General features: G+C 71.5%; 14 protein-coding genes. 6 read left to right on the top strand and 8 right to left on the bottom strand.

Annotated features, from left to right (window positions below; all coding sequences use genetic code 11):
- Positions 1–902, bottom strand: a 902-nt coding sequence (locus AB0K67_RS24650) for an SURF1 family cytochrome oxidase biogenesis protein (protein WP_364064432.1), incomplete at its 3' end; no start/stop codon positions are given.
- A gap of 38 nt (positions 903–940) precedes the next feature.
- Positions 941–1420: a helix-turn-helix domain-containing protein gene (locus AB0K67_RS24645; protein WP_364064429.1), complete on the bottom strand. Its 480-nt coding sequence runs from the start codon at positions 1418–1420 to the stop codon at positions 941–943.
- A gap of 58 nt (positions 1421–1478) precedes the next feature.
- Between AB0K67_RS24645 and AB0K67_RS24640 the strand changes: the two genes are divergently transcribed.
- Both AB0K67_RS24640 and AB0K67_RS24635 read left to right on the top strand, forming a co-directional pair.
- Complete coding sequence (locus AB0K67_RS24640; protein ID WP_364064426.1) at positions 1479–1997, top strand: GNAT family N-acetyltransferase; 519 nt, start codon at positions 1479–1481, stop codon at positions 1995–1997.
- Complete coding sequence (locus tag AB0K67_RS24635) at positions 1994–2587, top strand: TetR/AcrR family transcriptional regulator (RefSeq protein WP_364064423.1); 594 nt, start codon at positions 1994–1996, stop codon at positions 2585–2587. Before AB0K67_RS24640 ends, AB0K67_RS24635 begins: the two co-directional genes overlap by 4 nt.
- Before the next feature lie 56 nt (positions 2588–2643).
- Here the strand turns inward: AB0K67_RS24635 and AB0K67_RS24630 are convergent, their stop codons facing one another.
- The gene (locus tag AB0K67_RS24630) at positions 2644–2982 is read right to left on the bottom strand and encodes a hypothetical protein (protein ID WP_364064421.1); all 339 of its coding nucleotides are present in this window, start codon (positions 2980–2982) and stop codon (positions 2644–2646) included.
- Between the two features lie 152 nt (positions 2983–3134).
- Between AB0K67_RS24630 and AB0K67_RS24625 the strand changes: the two genes are divergently transcribed.
- Positions 3135–4538, top strand: coding sequence for a methyltransferase (locus AB0K67_RS24625; RefSeq protein ID WP_364064419.1), 1404 nt, complete (start codon positions 3135–3137; stop codon positions 4536–4538).
- Between the two features lie 276 nt (positions 4539–4814).
- Here AB0K67_RS24625 and AB0K67_RS24620 read toward each other — a convergent pair whose 3' ends face one another.
- From AB0K67_RS24620 to AB0K67_RS24610, 3 genes are all read right to left on the bottom strand, one after another.
- Positions 4815–7868, bottom strand: a complete 3054-nt coding sequence (locus AB0K67_RS24620; protein ID WP_364064416.1) for a BTAD domain-containing putative transcriptional regulator — start codon at positions 7866–7868, stop codon at positions 4815–4817.
- A gap of 256 nt (positions 7869–8124) precedes the next feature.
- Positions 8125–8769, bottom strand: coding sequence for a GNAT family protein (locus AB0K67_RS24615; RefSeq protein ID WP_364064414.1), 645 nt, complete (start codon positions 8767–8769; stop codon positions 8125–8127).
- Positions 8770–8911: 142 nt separating this feature from the next.
- Positions 8912–10195, bottom strand: a complete 1284-nt coding sequence (locus tag AB0K67_RS24610; protein ID WP_364064411.1) for a pyridoxal phosphate-dependent aminotransferase — start codon at positions 10193–10195, stop codon at positions 8912–8914.
- Positions 10196–10274: 79 nt separating this feature from the next.
- On the opposite strand from AB0K67_RS24610, the gene AB0K67_RS24605 reads away from it, so the two are divergent.
- The 3 genes from AB0K67_RS24605 (at position 10275) to AB0K67_RS24595 (ending at position 13268) form a co-directional block, all read left to right on the top strand.
- Positions 10275–11294, top strand: coding sequence for a LysR family transcriptional regulator (locus tag AB0K67_RS24605; RefSeq protein ID WP_364064408.1), 1020 nt, complete (start codon positions 10275–10277; stop codon positions 11292–11294).
- A 32-nt stretch (positions 11295–11326) separates the two neighbouring features.
- The gene (locus AB0K67_RS24600; RefSeq protein ID WP_364064755.1) at positions 11327–12019 is read left to right on the top strand and encodes a ribonuclease HII; all 693 of its coding nucleotides are present in this window, start codon (positions 11327–11329) and stop codon (positions 12017–12019) included.
- Positions 12020–12284: 265 nt separating this feature from the next.
- Complete coding sequence (locus AB0K67_RS24595; RefSeq protein ID WP_364064405.1) at positions 12285–13268, top strand: LLM class flavin-dependent oxidoreductase; 984 nt, start codon at positions 12285–12287, stop codon at positions 13266–13268.
- A 191-nt stretch (positions 13269–13459) separates the two neighbouring features.
- Here the strand turns inward: AB0K67_RS24595 and AB0K67_RS24590 are convergent, their stop codons facing one another.
- Entirely contained in the window at positions 13460–13846 is a 387-nt protein-coding gene (locus AB0K67_RS24590; protein ID WP_364064403.1) for an SCO5389 family protein, read from the bottom strand.
- Between the two features lie 78 nt (positions 13847–13924).
- On the bottom strand, positions 13925–14863 hold the full coding sequence (locus AB0K67_RS24585; protein ID WP_364064402.1) for an ATP-binding protein: 939 nt from the start codon (positions 14861–14863) through the stop codon (positions 13925–13927).
- Positions 14864–15326: the final 463 nt, after the last annotated feature.

Genomic DNA, 15326 nt, shown 5'->3' with positions numbered 1-15326 from the left:
GTCGACGGCTTCCCGGTCGGCTCGGTGGTCGGCTCGTTCGACGGCTTCCCGGTCGGCTCGGTGGTCGGCTCGTTCGACGGCTTCCCGGTCGGCTCGGTGGTCGGCTCGTTCGACGGCTTCCCGGTCGGCTCGCCCGGCGACTCCTCCGGCTGCTTGGCGCGGCGCTCGGCCACTTCGCGCCGGATCAGCAGCACCCAGCCACCGATCGCGATGCCGATGAACAGCCACCACTGGACGCCGTAGGCGAGGTTGAGCCCGCCTCCCGAGCCGACGTCGGGCTCCGGTACGGGCGCGGGCGCCGTGGCCGGGGCCGGCTGCTGCTCGATCAGCTCGACGTAGCCGCCCACCAGCCGGTACGGCAGCCCCTTGCCGATGGCGTCGGCGTTGATCAGCAGCACCTGGCCCGGCGGCAGCCCGCCGCGGTCGCGGATGCCGCTGTTCTCCTCGGTCTCGCTCGGCCGCAGCCGCCCGGTCACCGTGACCTGCCCGGAGGGCGGTGCGGGCACATCGGGCGCGGTGTCGGCGGTGGCGCCCGCGGGCACCCAGCCGCGGTTGACGATGACGGCCGTGCCGGGGCCCGTGACCAGCGGGGTCAGTACGTAGAAGCCGTTGCGGCCCTCCTGGGGGCGGCGGCGTACGACGAGGCCGTGCGCGGTGTCGTACGTGCCGGTGACCGTCACCTTCCTGAACCGGTCGTCCTGCTTGACCTGCTGCCCCGGCGCGGCGAGCCGGTCGATCGGCACGGGCGGGGCCTCGATGTTGGCGGTGACCCGCTCGCTGTTGGCGGAGCGCTCTTCGAACCTGCCGAACTGCCACCGCCCGAGCAGCACGAAAGCGGGGATGACCAGCAGCACCACGACGTGGAGCACGAGCCATCGAGGCGTCAGCAGGAACCGGTACACGCCTTCAAGACTAGGCACCGGCACCAGTGGTGCCGAACTCAGGCGGTTTCCAGGTGGGCGCCCCTGCCCGGGATCGGGGTGACCTCGCGCGGCCCGCCCACCTCGTGGCCCTCGGCGCAGCGGAAGCGCAGCTCGATGGGGGCGCCGCAGTCGCGGTGGGTGAGCACTACCGGTGGGCCGTCCTCGCCGGCCAGGTATTTGTCGCCCCAATGCATGAGGGCGACGAGCAAGGGATAGAGGTCGCGGCCCTTGTCGGTGAGCCGGTATTCGTCGCGCTGCCGCTGACCGGGCTCGCGGTAGGGCACCTTGCGCAGCAGGCCCTCGCCGACCAGCCGGGCCAGGCGGGCGCTGAGCACCTGGCGGGGCGCGCCGGTCATGGCCTGCATGTCGGCGAACCGCCGTACGCCGCTGAACGCCTCGCGCAGCACCAGGAAGGTCCATTTCTCCCCGACGATCTCCAGGGTGCGCTCGATCGAGCAATTGTCCACCCGGAAATCCATGCGATAAGGCATGTTCATTTTTGCAGTATACCTGAGTTCAATTGACAGACTCAGCTTCGACGGGCAGGCTGAGTCTATGCAACGAACTCAGCTCCGTCCGGTGCGTCCCGACGATGAGGAGCGGATCAGGCGGTTCCTCGCCGGGCTCTCGCTGCACACGCAGACGCTGCGCTTCTTCACCGGTGTCTCGGCCCCGTCCGCCGCGCTCGTACGGGCGCTGCTGGCCGCGGACGAGCACCGCGAGGCCCTCGTCGCCACCGACGACCGCGGCGAGATCGTCGCGCACGCCATGAGCTTCCGCGGCGGCGGGTACGCCGACGTCGAGATCGCCGTCGTCGTCGCCGACGCCTGGCAGGGCCGCGGGCTCGGCACCAGGCTCGTGGACGAGCTGCTGTCCAGGGCCGCGCTGCGCGGCGCGCGTACGGTGGGCATGGACGTCATGGGGGAGAACCGGCGCGTGCTGCGACTCATCCGCCGCCTCTGGCCGGACGCCGTGATGCGGGTACAATCCGGTACGGTCGAAGTGACCGCTATGATCGGTCAGCCCGGCCTATTTGCGGAACAACGTTCTGGTGCCACACCATTGACAGTGTGAAGAGTGTCAAGAACGGACGCGACGGCCGCACCAGGATCATCGAGGGCGCCCTCCGCCGTTTCAGCCAGGACGGCGTGTCCGCCACCACCCTGGCCAGCCTCCGCGAGGAAAGCGGCGTCAGCGTCGGCAGCTTCTACCACCACTTCGCCAGCAAGGAGCACGTCTTCGGCGTGCTGTACGGCGAGATCCTCGACGCTTACCAGAAGGAATTCCTCGCCGAGCTGGTCCGCCACGACGACGCCAAAGCCGGCATCGAGGCGATCGTGGCCTTCCACATGCGCTGGGCCGGCGAGCATCCCGAGAAGGCCCGGCTGCTCATCAGCGAGCGCCCGCCGCGCAAGCACGAGCCGGGCGGCGCCGAGGTGGCCGAGGCGCGGCGCGCGTTCTTCAAGCAGGTCTCCGACTGGTGGCGGCCGCACATGAAGAACGGGCTCCTGCGGCCCGTGCACGCCACCATGTGCTACGTGCTGTGGCTCGGTCCCGCGCAGGAGATGTGCCGGCTGTGGTTCGCGGGGGCGCACACGCCGACCGAGGAAGAGATCAAGGACCTGGGCGAGGCGGCCTGGCAGAGCCTCCGCCAGCGCTCCTGAACCGTTCCTGCTCCATGCGGGGTCGCGCCGCGAAGGGTCCGGCATGCGGGTGAGGGTCAGGTACGGCGTACCGGCTCCGTCGCAGGCGGGGCCGCGGTGCAGGCGGGACGCCGTATTGGAACGTGCCAGATCGAGCGGTCGAGAGTGATGTCGAGGCGCATGTCGCGCCGCCTCCGGCGCAGCCCTGGCACGCGTACGCGGTCGTGCACGTCGAACCTGCCGCCGCTCGGATAGCCGAAGCCCAGCTCGCCCGGCAGCACCCGCATGTCGTCACGGTTGCCGCAGCGCGGGCAGGTCCATGAGACGAGGTCCAAGCCGCGGTCGTAGTCGGAGCAGGCGCTGAAGTACTCGTCGGGCCGGAACGTCGCATCACAAGCCAGGCAGGGCAGCAGCATGGGCCTGCTCCAGGGGGTGGTGAGTGCTTGCCTCTCCAGAGATATCGCGAGTCCCTTGTCCCACGCTTGCAGAACGCTTGACCTCAAAGTAACAGTGTGAACACTGTCGGTGTCGATTCATGTGGATGTGTCCACGGTGAAAGGATGGTCAGGTGGAACGACTGCGCCATCATCTCCTCGACACCGGTTACACGATCGACGGCGTTCGCGAGCGCCTGGGCGACACCGCCGCATCGGCACTCGCCCGCGAGGAGCTGATACCGGCCCTGCGCGCCACCGCCGACGGAGACCCGCTCGGCACGCTGATCAGGCTGTGGTGGCTGGGCGTTCCCGTGCCGGCCAAGAGCGTCGCGCCGGAGGTGCTCGAATCGGGGCTGGTCGCGGCCGACGGCGATCAGGTCACCGCGACCGTGCACCTGCAGCCGTGGGAGACCGGCGGCTACCTCGTCTCCGACAGGAAGGTACGTCCCGGCGACCCCGCGCTGCGGCCCGACCACGTGGTCGGCGCCGGGGGAGCGTCGGCCAACCTGGCCCAGCTCGTCACCCGCCGCCCGGTGGGCAGCGCGCTCGACCTCGGCACCGGCTGCGGGGTGCAAGTGCTGCACCTCGCCGGGCGGGCGGAGCGCATCACCGCCACCGACGTCAACCCGCGCGCGATCGAGCTGGCCCGGCTGAGCTGGAAGCTGTCGGGGATCTCCGAGGTGGACGCGCGGGTGGGCTCGATGTACGAGCCGGTCGAGGGCGAGCGGTTCGACCTGGTGGTGAGCAACCCGCCGTTCGTGATCGCGCCGCGGCGCGCGGGACGGCTGACCTACCGCGAGTCGGGCGCGTCCGGCGACGACTTCTGCCGCGACCTCATCCGCCGCACGCCCGCCTTCCTCAACCCCGGCGGCCAGGCGCATTTCCTGGCCAACTGGCTGCACGTCGCGGGCGAGGACTGGTGTGACCGGGTGGGCGGCTGGCTGCGCGAGACCGGCTGCGACGCCTGGGTGGTGCAGCGCGACGTGCAGGACCCGGCCGAGTACGTCGAGCTGTGGCTGCGCGACGCGGCCGAGCAGGGCACCCCCGCCTACGCCGAGCACTACGACCGCTGGCTCGCCTGGTTCGAGGAGCAGCGGGTCGAGGGCGTCGGGTTCGGCTGGATCACGATGCGCAACTCCGGCACGCTCGACCCCGTCGTACGCGTCGAGCACCTGGCGCACCAGGTAGCGCTTCCTGTCGGCGACTACGTGGACGGGGTGATCGACGCGATCGCGTCGGCGCACCGGGCCCAGGGCCTTGAGTCGGCGAAGCTGCGCACCGCCGACGGCCTGCTGGACGAGCGCATCGGCCTGCCGGGCGCGGAGGACCCGATGAAGATCGTGCTGCGCCAGACGCAGGGGCTGCGCCGCAGCAGGGAGGTCGGCACGGTGGAGGCCGCGCTGGCCGGCGTGTGCGACGGCGAGCTCGCGCTGGGGCCGCTGCTCAACGTGATCGCCGAGCTGGTCGGAGACGGCGAGATCCCGAACGCCGACGCGCTCAGGCCGCTCATCGCCGAGGGGTACTTCCTGCTTTGATCCGGCGTTGATTCGACGTTGACCCCGGGGGTGGAGGCTCTGGGGCATGGCACGGGCCTGGGGGGTTCGAGGGCCGTGTCAGGTCCGGCCGGTCGTCTTAGTGAGGCGGCAGGCCGTCGCGCGGAGCATCCGGATGACCGGGCCCCCTAGCGACGCGTGGTGGCCGGAGATGGCCGGCCGGGCTGAACTCCATCGATCACGAGCTTCTTCGTGGCACCCCTAAGGACAGCCTTGATCAACCATGTGTGGATGACACGTCTGGACGACGAGCTGTACTCAGGACTCGACGACGGAATCGGCGCCGCTCCTGAAGCCGGGCTTGTCCGGAACATCGGTGGGGACATCGGGAGGGAAGCTGTCGAGCATGGCCTTCAGATCGCCGGCCTCGGGCGCGCCGAGCCGGGTGAAGATCTCGAAGGCTCGGCGTAGGCAGTCGCGGCTGCGCGGGATGTTGCCGAGGCCGCGCAGCGCCTTGCCGAGCACGGTGAGCGACAGCGCCTCGCCGTACGGGTGGCCGATGTCACGGGAGACCACCAGGGCCTCCTCCGCGTGGCGCACGGCCTCGGGGTAGCGCTCGGCGGCGATGAACGTCTCGGCCAGGCGGGAGCACACCCGCTGCTCCCAGACGCGCTGCTTGCTGGCGCGGAAGAAGGCCAGGCACTCGGCGTGGTGATGGACGGCCTCGGTGAGCCGGCCGACCCGCGACAGGACGATGCCGAGGTGGTAGCGGGCGCGGGCGGTGCCGGCCCCCGAGCCCATCTCGGTGAAGATGGCCAGTCCCTTCTCCGCCGCGGCGATCGCGTCGTCGGGGCGGCCGAGACCCAGGTGATCGCGGGCGGAGTAGCTGAGCACCAGCGCCTCGCCGGCCGGTACGTCGTTGTCGCGGTAGAAGCGCATCGCCTCGTCGAAGAACGCCAGCGCCTCGGTGTGGCGGCGCTGCCTGCCGACGACGACGGCCAGCGCGTTGAGCACCTCGCCGGTGACGATCTTCTCCTTGCGGGCGACCGACAGCTCGTGGACGACCCTGAAGTGCTCTTCGGCCTCCTTGAGCCGGTTGGCGGCGAACAGCACCCGGCCGAGTACGTACCTGGCGCGCAGCTCGCTGGCCTGGTCGCCGTTCTTCAGCGCGGCGGCGAGCACGGCGCGGGTGCTCTGGTCGAACTCGCGCGTGTGGGTGCCCGACTCCAGCAGCGGCTCCATGGCCACCAGCAGGTCGGCGGCGGGCAGCAGGTCCTCTTCCGTGCGCGCGCAGGCGGCGGTCTGGTGGATGGTGGCGAACAGCGAGTCGCCCTCGGCGATGAGCCAGGCCACCGCCTCGTCCACGGTGCTGAACGTGCGGCCGGTGCCGATCACGACGAGGTTGGCCGAGATCATGCTGCCCTCGTACGCCAGCGCGTGCGCCGACTGCGCCGAGGCCAGGTAGAAGCCGAGCAGGCGGCGCAGGGCCAGCGAGCGGTCCTCGGGGCGCTCGGTGCGTTCCAGCTCCCGACGGGCGAAGAGCTTGAGCAGGTCGTGGAAGCGGTAGCGGCCGGGGGCGGGCGCTTCGAGCAGGCTCGCGTCCACGAGCGATTCGAGCACCTCCTCCGTCTCCAGCGCGTCGGAGGCCAGCACGGCGGCGGCCGCCCCCGCGGAGATGTGGGGGCCGTTCGACAGCGACAGCAGCCGGAACGCGCGGGCCTGCACGGGGGTGAGCTGCCCGTAGCCGAGCGCGAACGTCGCCTCCACGGCGAGGTTGCCCACCCGCAGCTCGTCGAGGCGGCGCTGCTCGTCGGCCAGCCTGGGCACCAGCGAGGCCACCGTCCACGAGGGGCGCGCGGCCAGGCGGGCGGCCACGATGCGGACGGCGAGCGGCAGGAAGCCGCAGGCGGCGACCACGTCCATGGCGGCGCCGTGCTCGGCCGAGACGCGCTCGGCGCCCGCGACGGCGGAGAAGAGCTGCAGCGCCTCGTCCGGCTCCATGACGTCGAGGTCGATGAGCCGGGCGCCGGGCAGGTCGGCGAGCTTGCCCCGGCTGGTGACGATGGCCGCGCAGCCCGGCGAGCCCGGCAGCAGCGGGCTGACCTGGCCGGCGTCGCGGGCGTTGTCGAGCAGCACGAGGATGCGGCGCTCGGCCAGGATCGAGCGGTAGAGCGCGGAACGTTCCGCAAGACCGTCGGGGATGACGTCCGGCGGGATGCCGAGCGCGCGCAGGAACCCGCCGAGCGCCGACTCCGGCGCGGTCGGCTCGTCGCTGTAGCCGCGCAGGTCGGCGTAGAGCTGCCCGTCGGGGAAGACGTCGGTGAGCAGGTGCGCGACGTGTACGGCGAGCGTGGTCTTGCCGACGCCGCCGATGCCCGAGATGGCCGCGACCGGCACGCCCTCGGCCGCCGACTGGGCCGAGAGCATCGTCCGCAGGCGTATCGCGACCTCCTTGCGTCCGGTGAAGTCGTTGACGGCGGCGGGGAGCTGTGCGGGCCTGGGCAGCTCGGGCGCGGCGGGCTGATCGTCCTCGGCGGCGGGCGGCTCCTCGGCGGTGACCGCCTCCGCGCCGGGCCTGACGGGAGCGGCGAGTGTGGGGTCGGCGGCGAGTATGCGCTGGTGCAGCGAGGTCAGCTCAGGGCCGGGCTCGATGCCCAGCTCGTCGATGAGCGCCTCGCGGGTCTCGGTGAAGACGTTGAGCGCGTCGCCCTGCCGGCCGCAGCGGTAGTAGGCGAGCATGAGCTGGGCGCGCAGGCGCTCGCGCAGCGGGTGCTCGGCGGTCAGCGCGATCAGCTCAGAGACGATCTTGGCGTGCTCGCCCAGCTCCAGGTCCACGTCCATGAGGGTCTCGATGACGCTGATGCGCCGCTCGATCAGGCGGTCGCGCTGGTGCTCGGCGTACGGGCCGACGGTGCCGGCCAGCGGCTCGCCCTCGAACAGGTCGAGCGCCTCGCGCAGCTCGCGGGCGGCCTCGGCGAGCCGGCCCGCCTTGCGCGCCTTCTCGGCCTGCGCGACCAGGCGCTCGAAGCGGGTCAGGTCGAGCGAGTCCTCCGGCAGGCGCAGCGCGTAGCCCCCTCCGATGGAGGTCAGCAGCTCGGGGCGGGAGCGGGCGGGCCTGCCTGGTTCGAGCACCGTGCGCAGGCGTGAGACGTACGTGCGCAGCGCTCCGAGTGCGCGCGGCGGGGCCTCCTCGCCCCAGACGGCGTCGATCATCTCCTGAGGGGTGACGGCGTGGCCCTCGCGCAGCAGCAGCATGCCGAGGATGGAACGCTGCAGCGGAGTGCCGAGGTCGAGTTCCTGGCCGTCATGCCAGGCGCGGACAGGACCGAGCACGGCGAACCGCAGCCCGCCATCGCCGCTCTGACCAGCCATGCCGTTCGTCTCCCAGCCAGCGAGATGATTTGTTGCCAAATGATAAGTCCATCGTTCTTTGACCACCTAGATCCAGACAGATCCGTTCATTCGCCCGTTGATCCGTCGTCAATCAGGTGTTGAACTCGCCCCTGAATGCTGAGAACCGGTGACGCGGGCACGCATCGCGGGGGCGTGTGTCTTACAGAGTGCGGGCAGGGCCGGAAAAATACCGGCCCCGCCCGGAAATTTCGGGCGGGGCCATGGGTGGACGGTTTCAGGCTGCCTCGACCAGACCGAGCCTCGTGCGCAGCCGGTCGCGCACGGCCGGCCATTCAGAGTTCAGGATCGAGTAGAAGGCGGTATCTCGGACCGTATTGTCGGCGCCCCGGCTGTCCGCTCGCCGCACCCCGTCGAAGTGTGCGCCGAGGGCCTCGATGGCGGCCCGGGATCTGGTGTTGCGTACGTCGGCCTTCAGCGTGATGCGGTGGACGTTCCAGTCGTCGAAGGCGTGCGAGAGCAGCAGGTATTTGCTCTCCCGGTTGACCCCGGTGCCCTGGGCGCTCGCGCCCAGCCAGGTGTAACCGATGTCCGCCACGGACGGGATGTCGCCCACCGCACCTCGCGTACCCGGTGGCCAGGGCATGGGGCCCTGCCAGTACTCCAGGTTCATGAGACGGGTGGCACCGACCACGCGGTCGGTGTTGAGCCACCGGATGGCGAAGGGCAAAGAGCGGCCCTCCGCCTGCTCAGCCATGGCCGCCTCCACGTAGGAGACCACCTCGTCCCTGCCGTTCGGGACGCGAGTGAAGGCGTAAGTGGAACGGTCTTCACTCGCCGCGGCGACCAGGTCATCGACCGCCGCGAGGCTGAGAGGCTCCAGGCGCACGAAGCGCCCGGACAGGGTGACAAGAGCGGGCATGAGCACATGATGGAGGCTGGTGGGCACCCCTGTGACCAGGCTTTCGCGCAGGAACTTTCCGCCGCTGTGACGGCCATGGTGTTTCCGCAGGTCAGAGGCCCCTTTTGGGGGAGGGTAAACCCGCTCTTGGGGAAAGATTCGCCTAACCGTGACATGGGGCGGTGACGAGCGCCGGATGCGGCCGGCTCACCGCGCCGTGACGGACCAGGGCCAGCTCTTTCAGCCCCGTCGACAGGAAGTCGAGATTGTCGGCGATCCACGGCAGCCGGAGCGGGTCCGGGCTGTGCAGAGCGGCCTCACGCTGCTCGGCGGTGTCGCCGTAGAGCAGGCTCACCGCGACGCGCACGCGGGCGGCCGAGGGGTCGTCGCCGAACGCGTGACCCGGCAGGACGCCGATGCCGTGGTTCTCCAGCAGGATCTTGGTGATCTCGGCGGAGCCGCCGAGCCTGAGGTGGCCGAGGTCGGGATAGAGGTAGAAGCCGCCCTGCGGGACGGGCGCCTCGGCGCCGATCTCCGCGAAGCGCTCGTGCACGGCCCTCGCCAGCGTGCCGTGCAGGCGGCGGCTGCGGGCGATGCGCTCGGTCAGCTCGGGCGGGTCGCTGAAGGCGTAGGTCGCGGCCTCCTGGACCGGCGCAGCGGGGGCGGACCAGATCTCGCTGGCCACCGCGAGCAGGTTCCTGCGCAGGGCGCCGTTCTCCGGCAGCCGGGCCACGCCGATCCGCCAGCCGCCCAGCGCGAGGCTCTTGCTCAGTCCGGTCGTGATGATCGTGCGCTCGGGCGCCAGCTCCGCCGGGGAGGTGTAGGTCAGGCCGGGCTCGTGCACGAGGTCGCGGTAGATCTCGTCGGAGATGATCGTCAGGTCGAGCTCGCGGGCGACCTGGGCCAGGCGGGCCACCGTCTCGGGAGTGGCCAGCCGGCCGGTCGGGTTGTCGGGCAGCGTCACCAGCACCGAGCTGACGGTCCTGCCGCGCGACCTGGCGCTGCGCACCTCGGCCGCCACCACGTCGGGATCGGGCACACCGCCCTCTCCCGGTGGTGCGGGCACCAGGATGGGACGCGATCCCACGAGGTCGGCCTGCGCGGCGTAGCTCACCCAGCTGGGCACGGGCAGAACGATGTCACCGCCGATCGCCAGCAGCAGGCCGTACAGTAGCGACTTGCTGCCGGGGCCGCAGACGACCATGTCGGAGTCGGTGGTCAGCCCCCGTCGTGTCCAGTAGCCCGCCGCCGCGGCGCGCAGTCCGGACGCCCCCGCGACCGGCCCGTAGCCGTTGCGTTCTGATGCGGCGGCCAGCTTGTCGCGCAGCGCCGGGTGGACGGGCAGACCTGCCTCGCCGAAGGCCAGGTGCAGCACGCGTTCCCCGGCGCGCCGTCTTCGTTCGATGTCCTCGTTGGCCGCCAGAGTGGCGGACAGGGTCACGGTCATGTTTGTCACGTTCCCAGGGTGATTGGATGAAGGCATCAGCACAAGCGAGGCTTTTCGTGGGTAGGCATAAGGAAGTCTGATGCTCGAATTGAGACGTTTGGTCCTGATCTGCGAGTTCGCTAGGAAGGGCAGCATCGCGGCGGCGGCGGAGTCGCTGGGCTACAGTCCATCGGCCGTCTCCCAGCAGCTGGCCGCGCTCGAACGCGAGACCGGCACCGCCCTCATCGACAGGACCGCGCGCAGCGCCGAGCTGACCGACGCGGGCCGCCGCCTCGTCATGCACGCCGAGCGCATCCTGTCGATGGTCGAGGAGGCCGAGTCCGACCTGTCCGCCCACGCGGGCAAGCCGGCCGGGCGGGTCGTCGTCACCGCCTTCCCCACCGCCGCGGTGGCGTTCGCGCCCGCGCTCGCCCGCTCCTTGCGCCGCCACACCGAGCTGACGTTGCGGCTCGGTCAGAGCAGGTCGGGGCGGGGCCTGCGCGAGGTGCAGTCGGGCGAGGTGGACATCGCGCTCGTGGACGACTGGTACGGCCGCGTCCGCGACAGCGACAGCCTGCGCGTCTTCCCGCTGCTGCACGACCCGCTCGTGCTCGTCGTGCCGCGCAAGCACCGCCTGGCCGACCCCGACGTGCCCGTTGACCTGCGCGAGCTGCGCGATGAGCCGTGGATGGCCACGCCGGACGGTGAGCCCTCGCGTCTGGCCGTGGACCGGTTGCTCGTCGACGTGGGCGGCACCAGGCCGAGCCCGTGGGAGTTCGAAGGTCTCGGGACCATCCTGTCGCTCGTCGCCAAGGGCATCGGCATCGCCGCCGTACCCGCGCTCGCTTTGGCCGCCGGGGTGCGGGGGCTGGCCGTGCGGCAGTTCCCCGGCAACCCGGTGGGCCGCGACGTGCACGCCGTCGCCCGCGGCTCCAGCGTGCACCGGCCGTCGGTGTCGGTGACGCTGCGGGCCATCCACGTGGCCGCCCGCCTGATCGCCGCCGACCTTGAGCCGGTCAGCCTGGCCGAGCGCTCCCGCACCGACCAGCCGCCGCTCGACGGGCTCGACGTCCGCGTGAGCTCGGCCAAGCACGTGGCCGGGCGGCAGTTCGGCGAGTGACCCTCGATCGTTCGGTCCGCCTGGGGCGCGCGATCGCGGTAGCGTCTGCGGCCATGGCGCCTACGTACGAGATCGAGCGACTCCTGCTCTCCCAGCCAAGCACGCGCACGGTCGCGGGCGTCGACGAGGTGGGCCGCGGCGCCTGGGCCGGGCCCGTCCTGGTCTGCGCGGTCGTCACCGACCTGTCAGAGCCGCCCGCCGGGCTCACGGACTCCAAGCAGATCTCCGAGGCCAAGCGCGGGCCGCTGGCCGCCGAGCTGGCCGAATGGGCCGCCGGCGTCGGCTACGGCGAGGCGAGCCACCGCGAGATCGACACGCTCGGCATGACCGAGGCGCTGCGCCGGGCGGCGCGCAGGGCGCTCGAGGCCCTGCCGGTACGCCCCGACGCGGTGATCCTCGACGGCAAGCACGACTACATCGGAGCGCCGTGGCCGGTGCGGCTCGAGGTCAAGGGGGACGCGGCCAGCATCTCGGTCGCCGCGGCCTCCGTCCTCGCCAAGGTGCGGCGCGACGCCTACATGGCCTCGCTCGGCTGCGACGAGTACGGCTTCGCGGAGAACGCGGGCTACCCCTCGCCCGCGCATCAGGAGGCGCTGGCACGGCTGGGACCCACCCAGCACCACCGGCTCTCCTGGTCATACCTTGACGAGCTGCCCCAATGGCGGCATTTGAAGCATCACCGCGACCCGCTCGTCGGAGAAGGCCAGGTCAGCCTCTTCGGCTGAGGGGTCCGCGCGCCGGCTCTCCGGCTGAGTGTTCGCCCGGGGTGGGCCGAGCGTTCGCGTGAGGTGGAGCGGGCGCCGGCGGCGCGTGGTGTGCGGAGCGTTTTCGCGGTGCGTGGGTCCGCTCCGGGTGTGAGGCGCCCTGCTGGGGTGAGATGCGTTCCGGGTGTTCGCCCGGCGTGGGCAGGTGTCGCTGCGCGGGGCGGGTGTGGGCGGGCTCCGCATGTCGGCCCGCATACGCGCCCTGGCATCGGTCATCATTCCGAGCATGCGGATCGGGATCTTTGTCGTCGCGGGGCTGTTCCCCGGGCGGGAGGCCGGGCGGGTGCTGGCCGACGCCGTCGAGTGGATCGTCGCGGCGGAGGAGGCGGGGTTCGACGACGCGTGGATCGCCGAGCACCACTTCATGCCGTACGGCGTGTGCCCGTCGCCCACCACGCTGGCCGCCGTCGCGGCGGGACGTACCAGCCGCATCGGGCTGGGCACGGCCGTGAGCGTGCTGTCCACGCAGCATCCCGTGGCGCTCGCCGAGCAGGCGGCGGTGCTGCACCACCTGTCGGGCGGGCGGTTCACGCTCGGCGTCGGCAGGGGCGGGCCGTGGGTGGACCTCGAGGTGTTCGGCACCGGACTCGAACGGTTCGAGCGGGGCTTCGGCGAGTCGCTCGACCTGCTGCTCGCCGCCCTGTCGGATGGGCGGGTCTCGGCGGACGGCGAGTTCTTCCGCTTCCGCGAGGTGACGATGGTGCCGCAGGCGCGGATGCGGCCGGTCGTCGCCTGCACCTCTGAGCCGACCGTGCGGCTGGCGGCCGAGCGCGGGCTGCCCATGCTGCTCGGGCTGCACATCGGAGACGACGAGAAGGCCGCCATGGTCGAGCGCTACCGCGCCTTCGGCGGGCCGCCGGTCGAGCACGTGGCGGCGGGGGTGGCGTACGTGGCCGACTCGACGATCGGGGCGGCGCACGAGCTCATGCGTACGATGCCGGCCTGGCTGGGGCCCGGCCTCGCCGGATACGAGCCGGTGGACGATCGGCCACGGCCGCACCGCGACGTGGACGACTACGTCGAACTGCTCACGAAGATCCACCCGGTCGGGTCGCCCAAGCACTGCGCCGACACCCTGCGCCGGACCTCGGAACGCACCGGCATCGAGCACTTCGTGCTGCTGGTGGAAGGGCTCGGCGAGCACCGGCGGACGCTGGAGAACATCAGCCGGTTCGGCGCCGAGGTGCTGCCGCTGCTCCGCGACCATTGACCGCGGACGCGGCTCGCTCCGCCTCTGTGCGGCTTGCACCGCCCTTTGCGCGGCTTGCACCGCCCTCTGTGCGGCTCGCTCCGCCTCTGTGCGGCTTGCACCGCCCGCTGTCCGGCCGCTTCGTTTCCGAGCGGTGTGGCGCGCGGGCCGCCGACCGGCGAGCCGGGGGGAGCCGGCTCGCCGGAGGAAGCTCAGCAGTCGACGAGCTCCGGTTTCTGGTTGAGGATCTGCGCGCGCGGGGTGACGAAGTCGGCCAGCGCCTTCGTGGCCGTCGGGTCGAAGACGGCGACCCGGTGGCAGTTCTGGAAGGCCAGGCGCACGCCGTAGTGGCGCTCAAGCGCGCCGCGCATCGAGTCGCTCGCCATGCAGCGCAGGAGCTGGCCGCGTGCCTCTTCCGACGGCGGCGGCACCTGGTTGTCGGCGAACTCGGCCCCGCTCTGCTCACGCTGCTTGACCAGGTCGCTGATCAGCGACCACGCGTACGGCAGCGAGTCGCGGACGCAGGCGAGGAACGCCTCGTCGTCCACCTCACCGGCTTTGGCCTGGTCGAGCAGATCGTTCGGAACGGTCAGCGACATGCTGTCTCCTCTCGGATGGGCTCAAATCGGACGTTAGATCGCTGGAGCGGGCATGCTCCAGAGCCTTGACCGGCACAGTCATGTGGTCGTGGGGCCGTAGACGAAGTCGGGGTCGATCTGCTCGGCCAGGTCGCGGCCGGTGCGGGCGTTGCCCCACGCCTCGGCGTTGCGCAGGTGGAACTCGATGGTCTGGCGGCCGAACTTCGCCCAGTCTTTCTGCTGCTCGTCAAGGGTCTTGCGGAGCAGCGCGAGCGCGTCGGCGTTGGCCGGCTCGAGGTCGTCGAGAGTGAAGTGGCGGCCCTGCTCCAGCGCGCGGACGGCGGCGGAGTGCTCCATCCAGGTAAGGAGATCGTCACCTACGTGCTCGCGCAGGAACTCGACGTCGGACTCGTTGTGCACCTTGTTGCCGACCACGGCCAGGGCGACGTCGTACTGGGCCGCGTAGTCGCGGTATTGGCGGTAGACGCTGACGCCCTGCCGGGTCGGCTCGGCCACCAGGAACGTCAGGTCGAAGCGGGTGAACAGGCCCGAGGCGAAGGAGTCGGCGCCCGCCGTCATGTCGACGACGACGTACTCGCCGGGGCCATCGATCAGGTGGTTGAGCAGCAGCTCGACGGCGCCGACCTTGGAGTGGTAGCAGGCCACGCCCAGGTCGTCCTCGCTGAACGGGCCGGTGGCGAGCAGGCGCACGCCGTCGGGGGTGGTCAGGCCGTAGGGGTCGGTGAGCAGGTCTTCGAAGTCGAGCAGGGTGGAGCCGCGGCCCGGAGGGGTGGTCTTGACCATGGCGTCGGCGGACGGGATGCGGGGGTTGGTGCCGCGCAGCCGGTCTTTGATCTCGGTGAGGTGGGCGCCCAGCGGCTCGGGCTGGCGGTCCAGGCCGAGCACCAGGGCGAGGTGCTGGTTGATGTCGGCGTCCATGGCGACCACCGGGGCGCCCTGACCTGCCACGTGCCTGGCGAACAGGGCAGAGATCGTCGTCTTGCCGCTTCCGCCCTTTCCGACGAACGCCACTCTCACGGGATGCTCCAAGAATGATGATGAAAACCGTTTCCAGTTGCGGTGGTCATCATCATGCCACAGCGCGTGAAGGTTGAGAGCCCTTTTTCGGCTGCGCCGGGCGAGTGGCGGGCAGGTGGCCGAGTGCGTCGCTGGGGGTTGTGGGGGTACGCGGCTTATCGGCGGGGACGTGCTGCTCGCCAGCGGGCGCGCGGGCTGCTCACCGGCGGACGTGGGCAGCTCGTCGTCGGACGCAGGCTGCTCACCGGCGGGCACGGCGCGTCTCACCGGCGGGCACGGCGCGTCTCGCCGGCGGGCACGGCGCGTCTCGCCGGCGGGTGCGGCGCGTCTCGCCGGCGGGTGCGGCGCGCCACGCCGGCGGTGGTAGCGCGCCTTATCGGCGGGCCGGGGCGTGAGGGCGCCCGCTGGCGGCGATGTGCCATCGCCGGCGGGCCGGGGCGCTCGCCCGTCCGAAGGCGCTCAC

Source organism: Nonomuraea sp. NPDC052634 (assembly GCF_040678535.1).
Taxonomy (GTDB): Bacteria; Actinomycetota; Actinomycetes; order Streptosporangiales; family Streptosporangiaceae; genus Nonomuraea; species Nonomuraea fastidiosa.
Note: the sequence above shows the minus strand (reverse complement) of the source record. Positions and strands in the feature narration are given on the sequence as shown.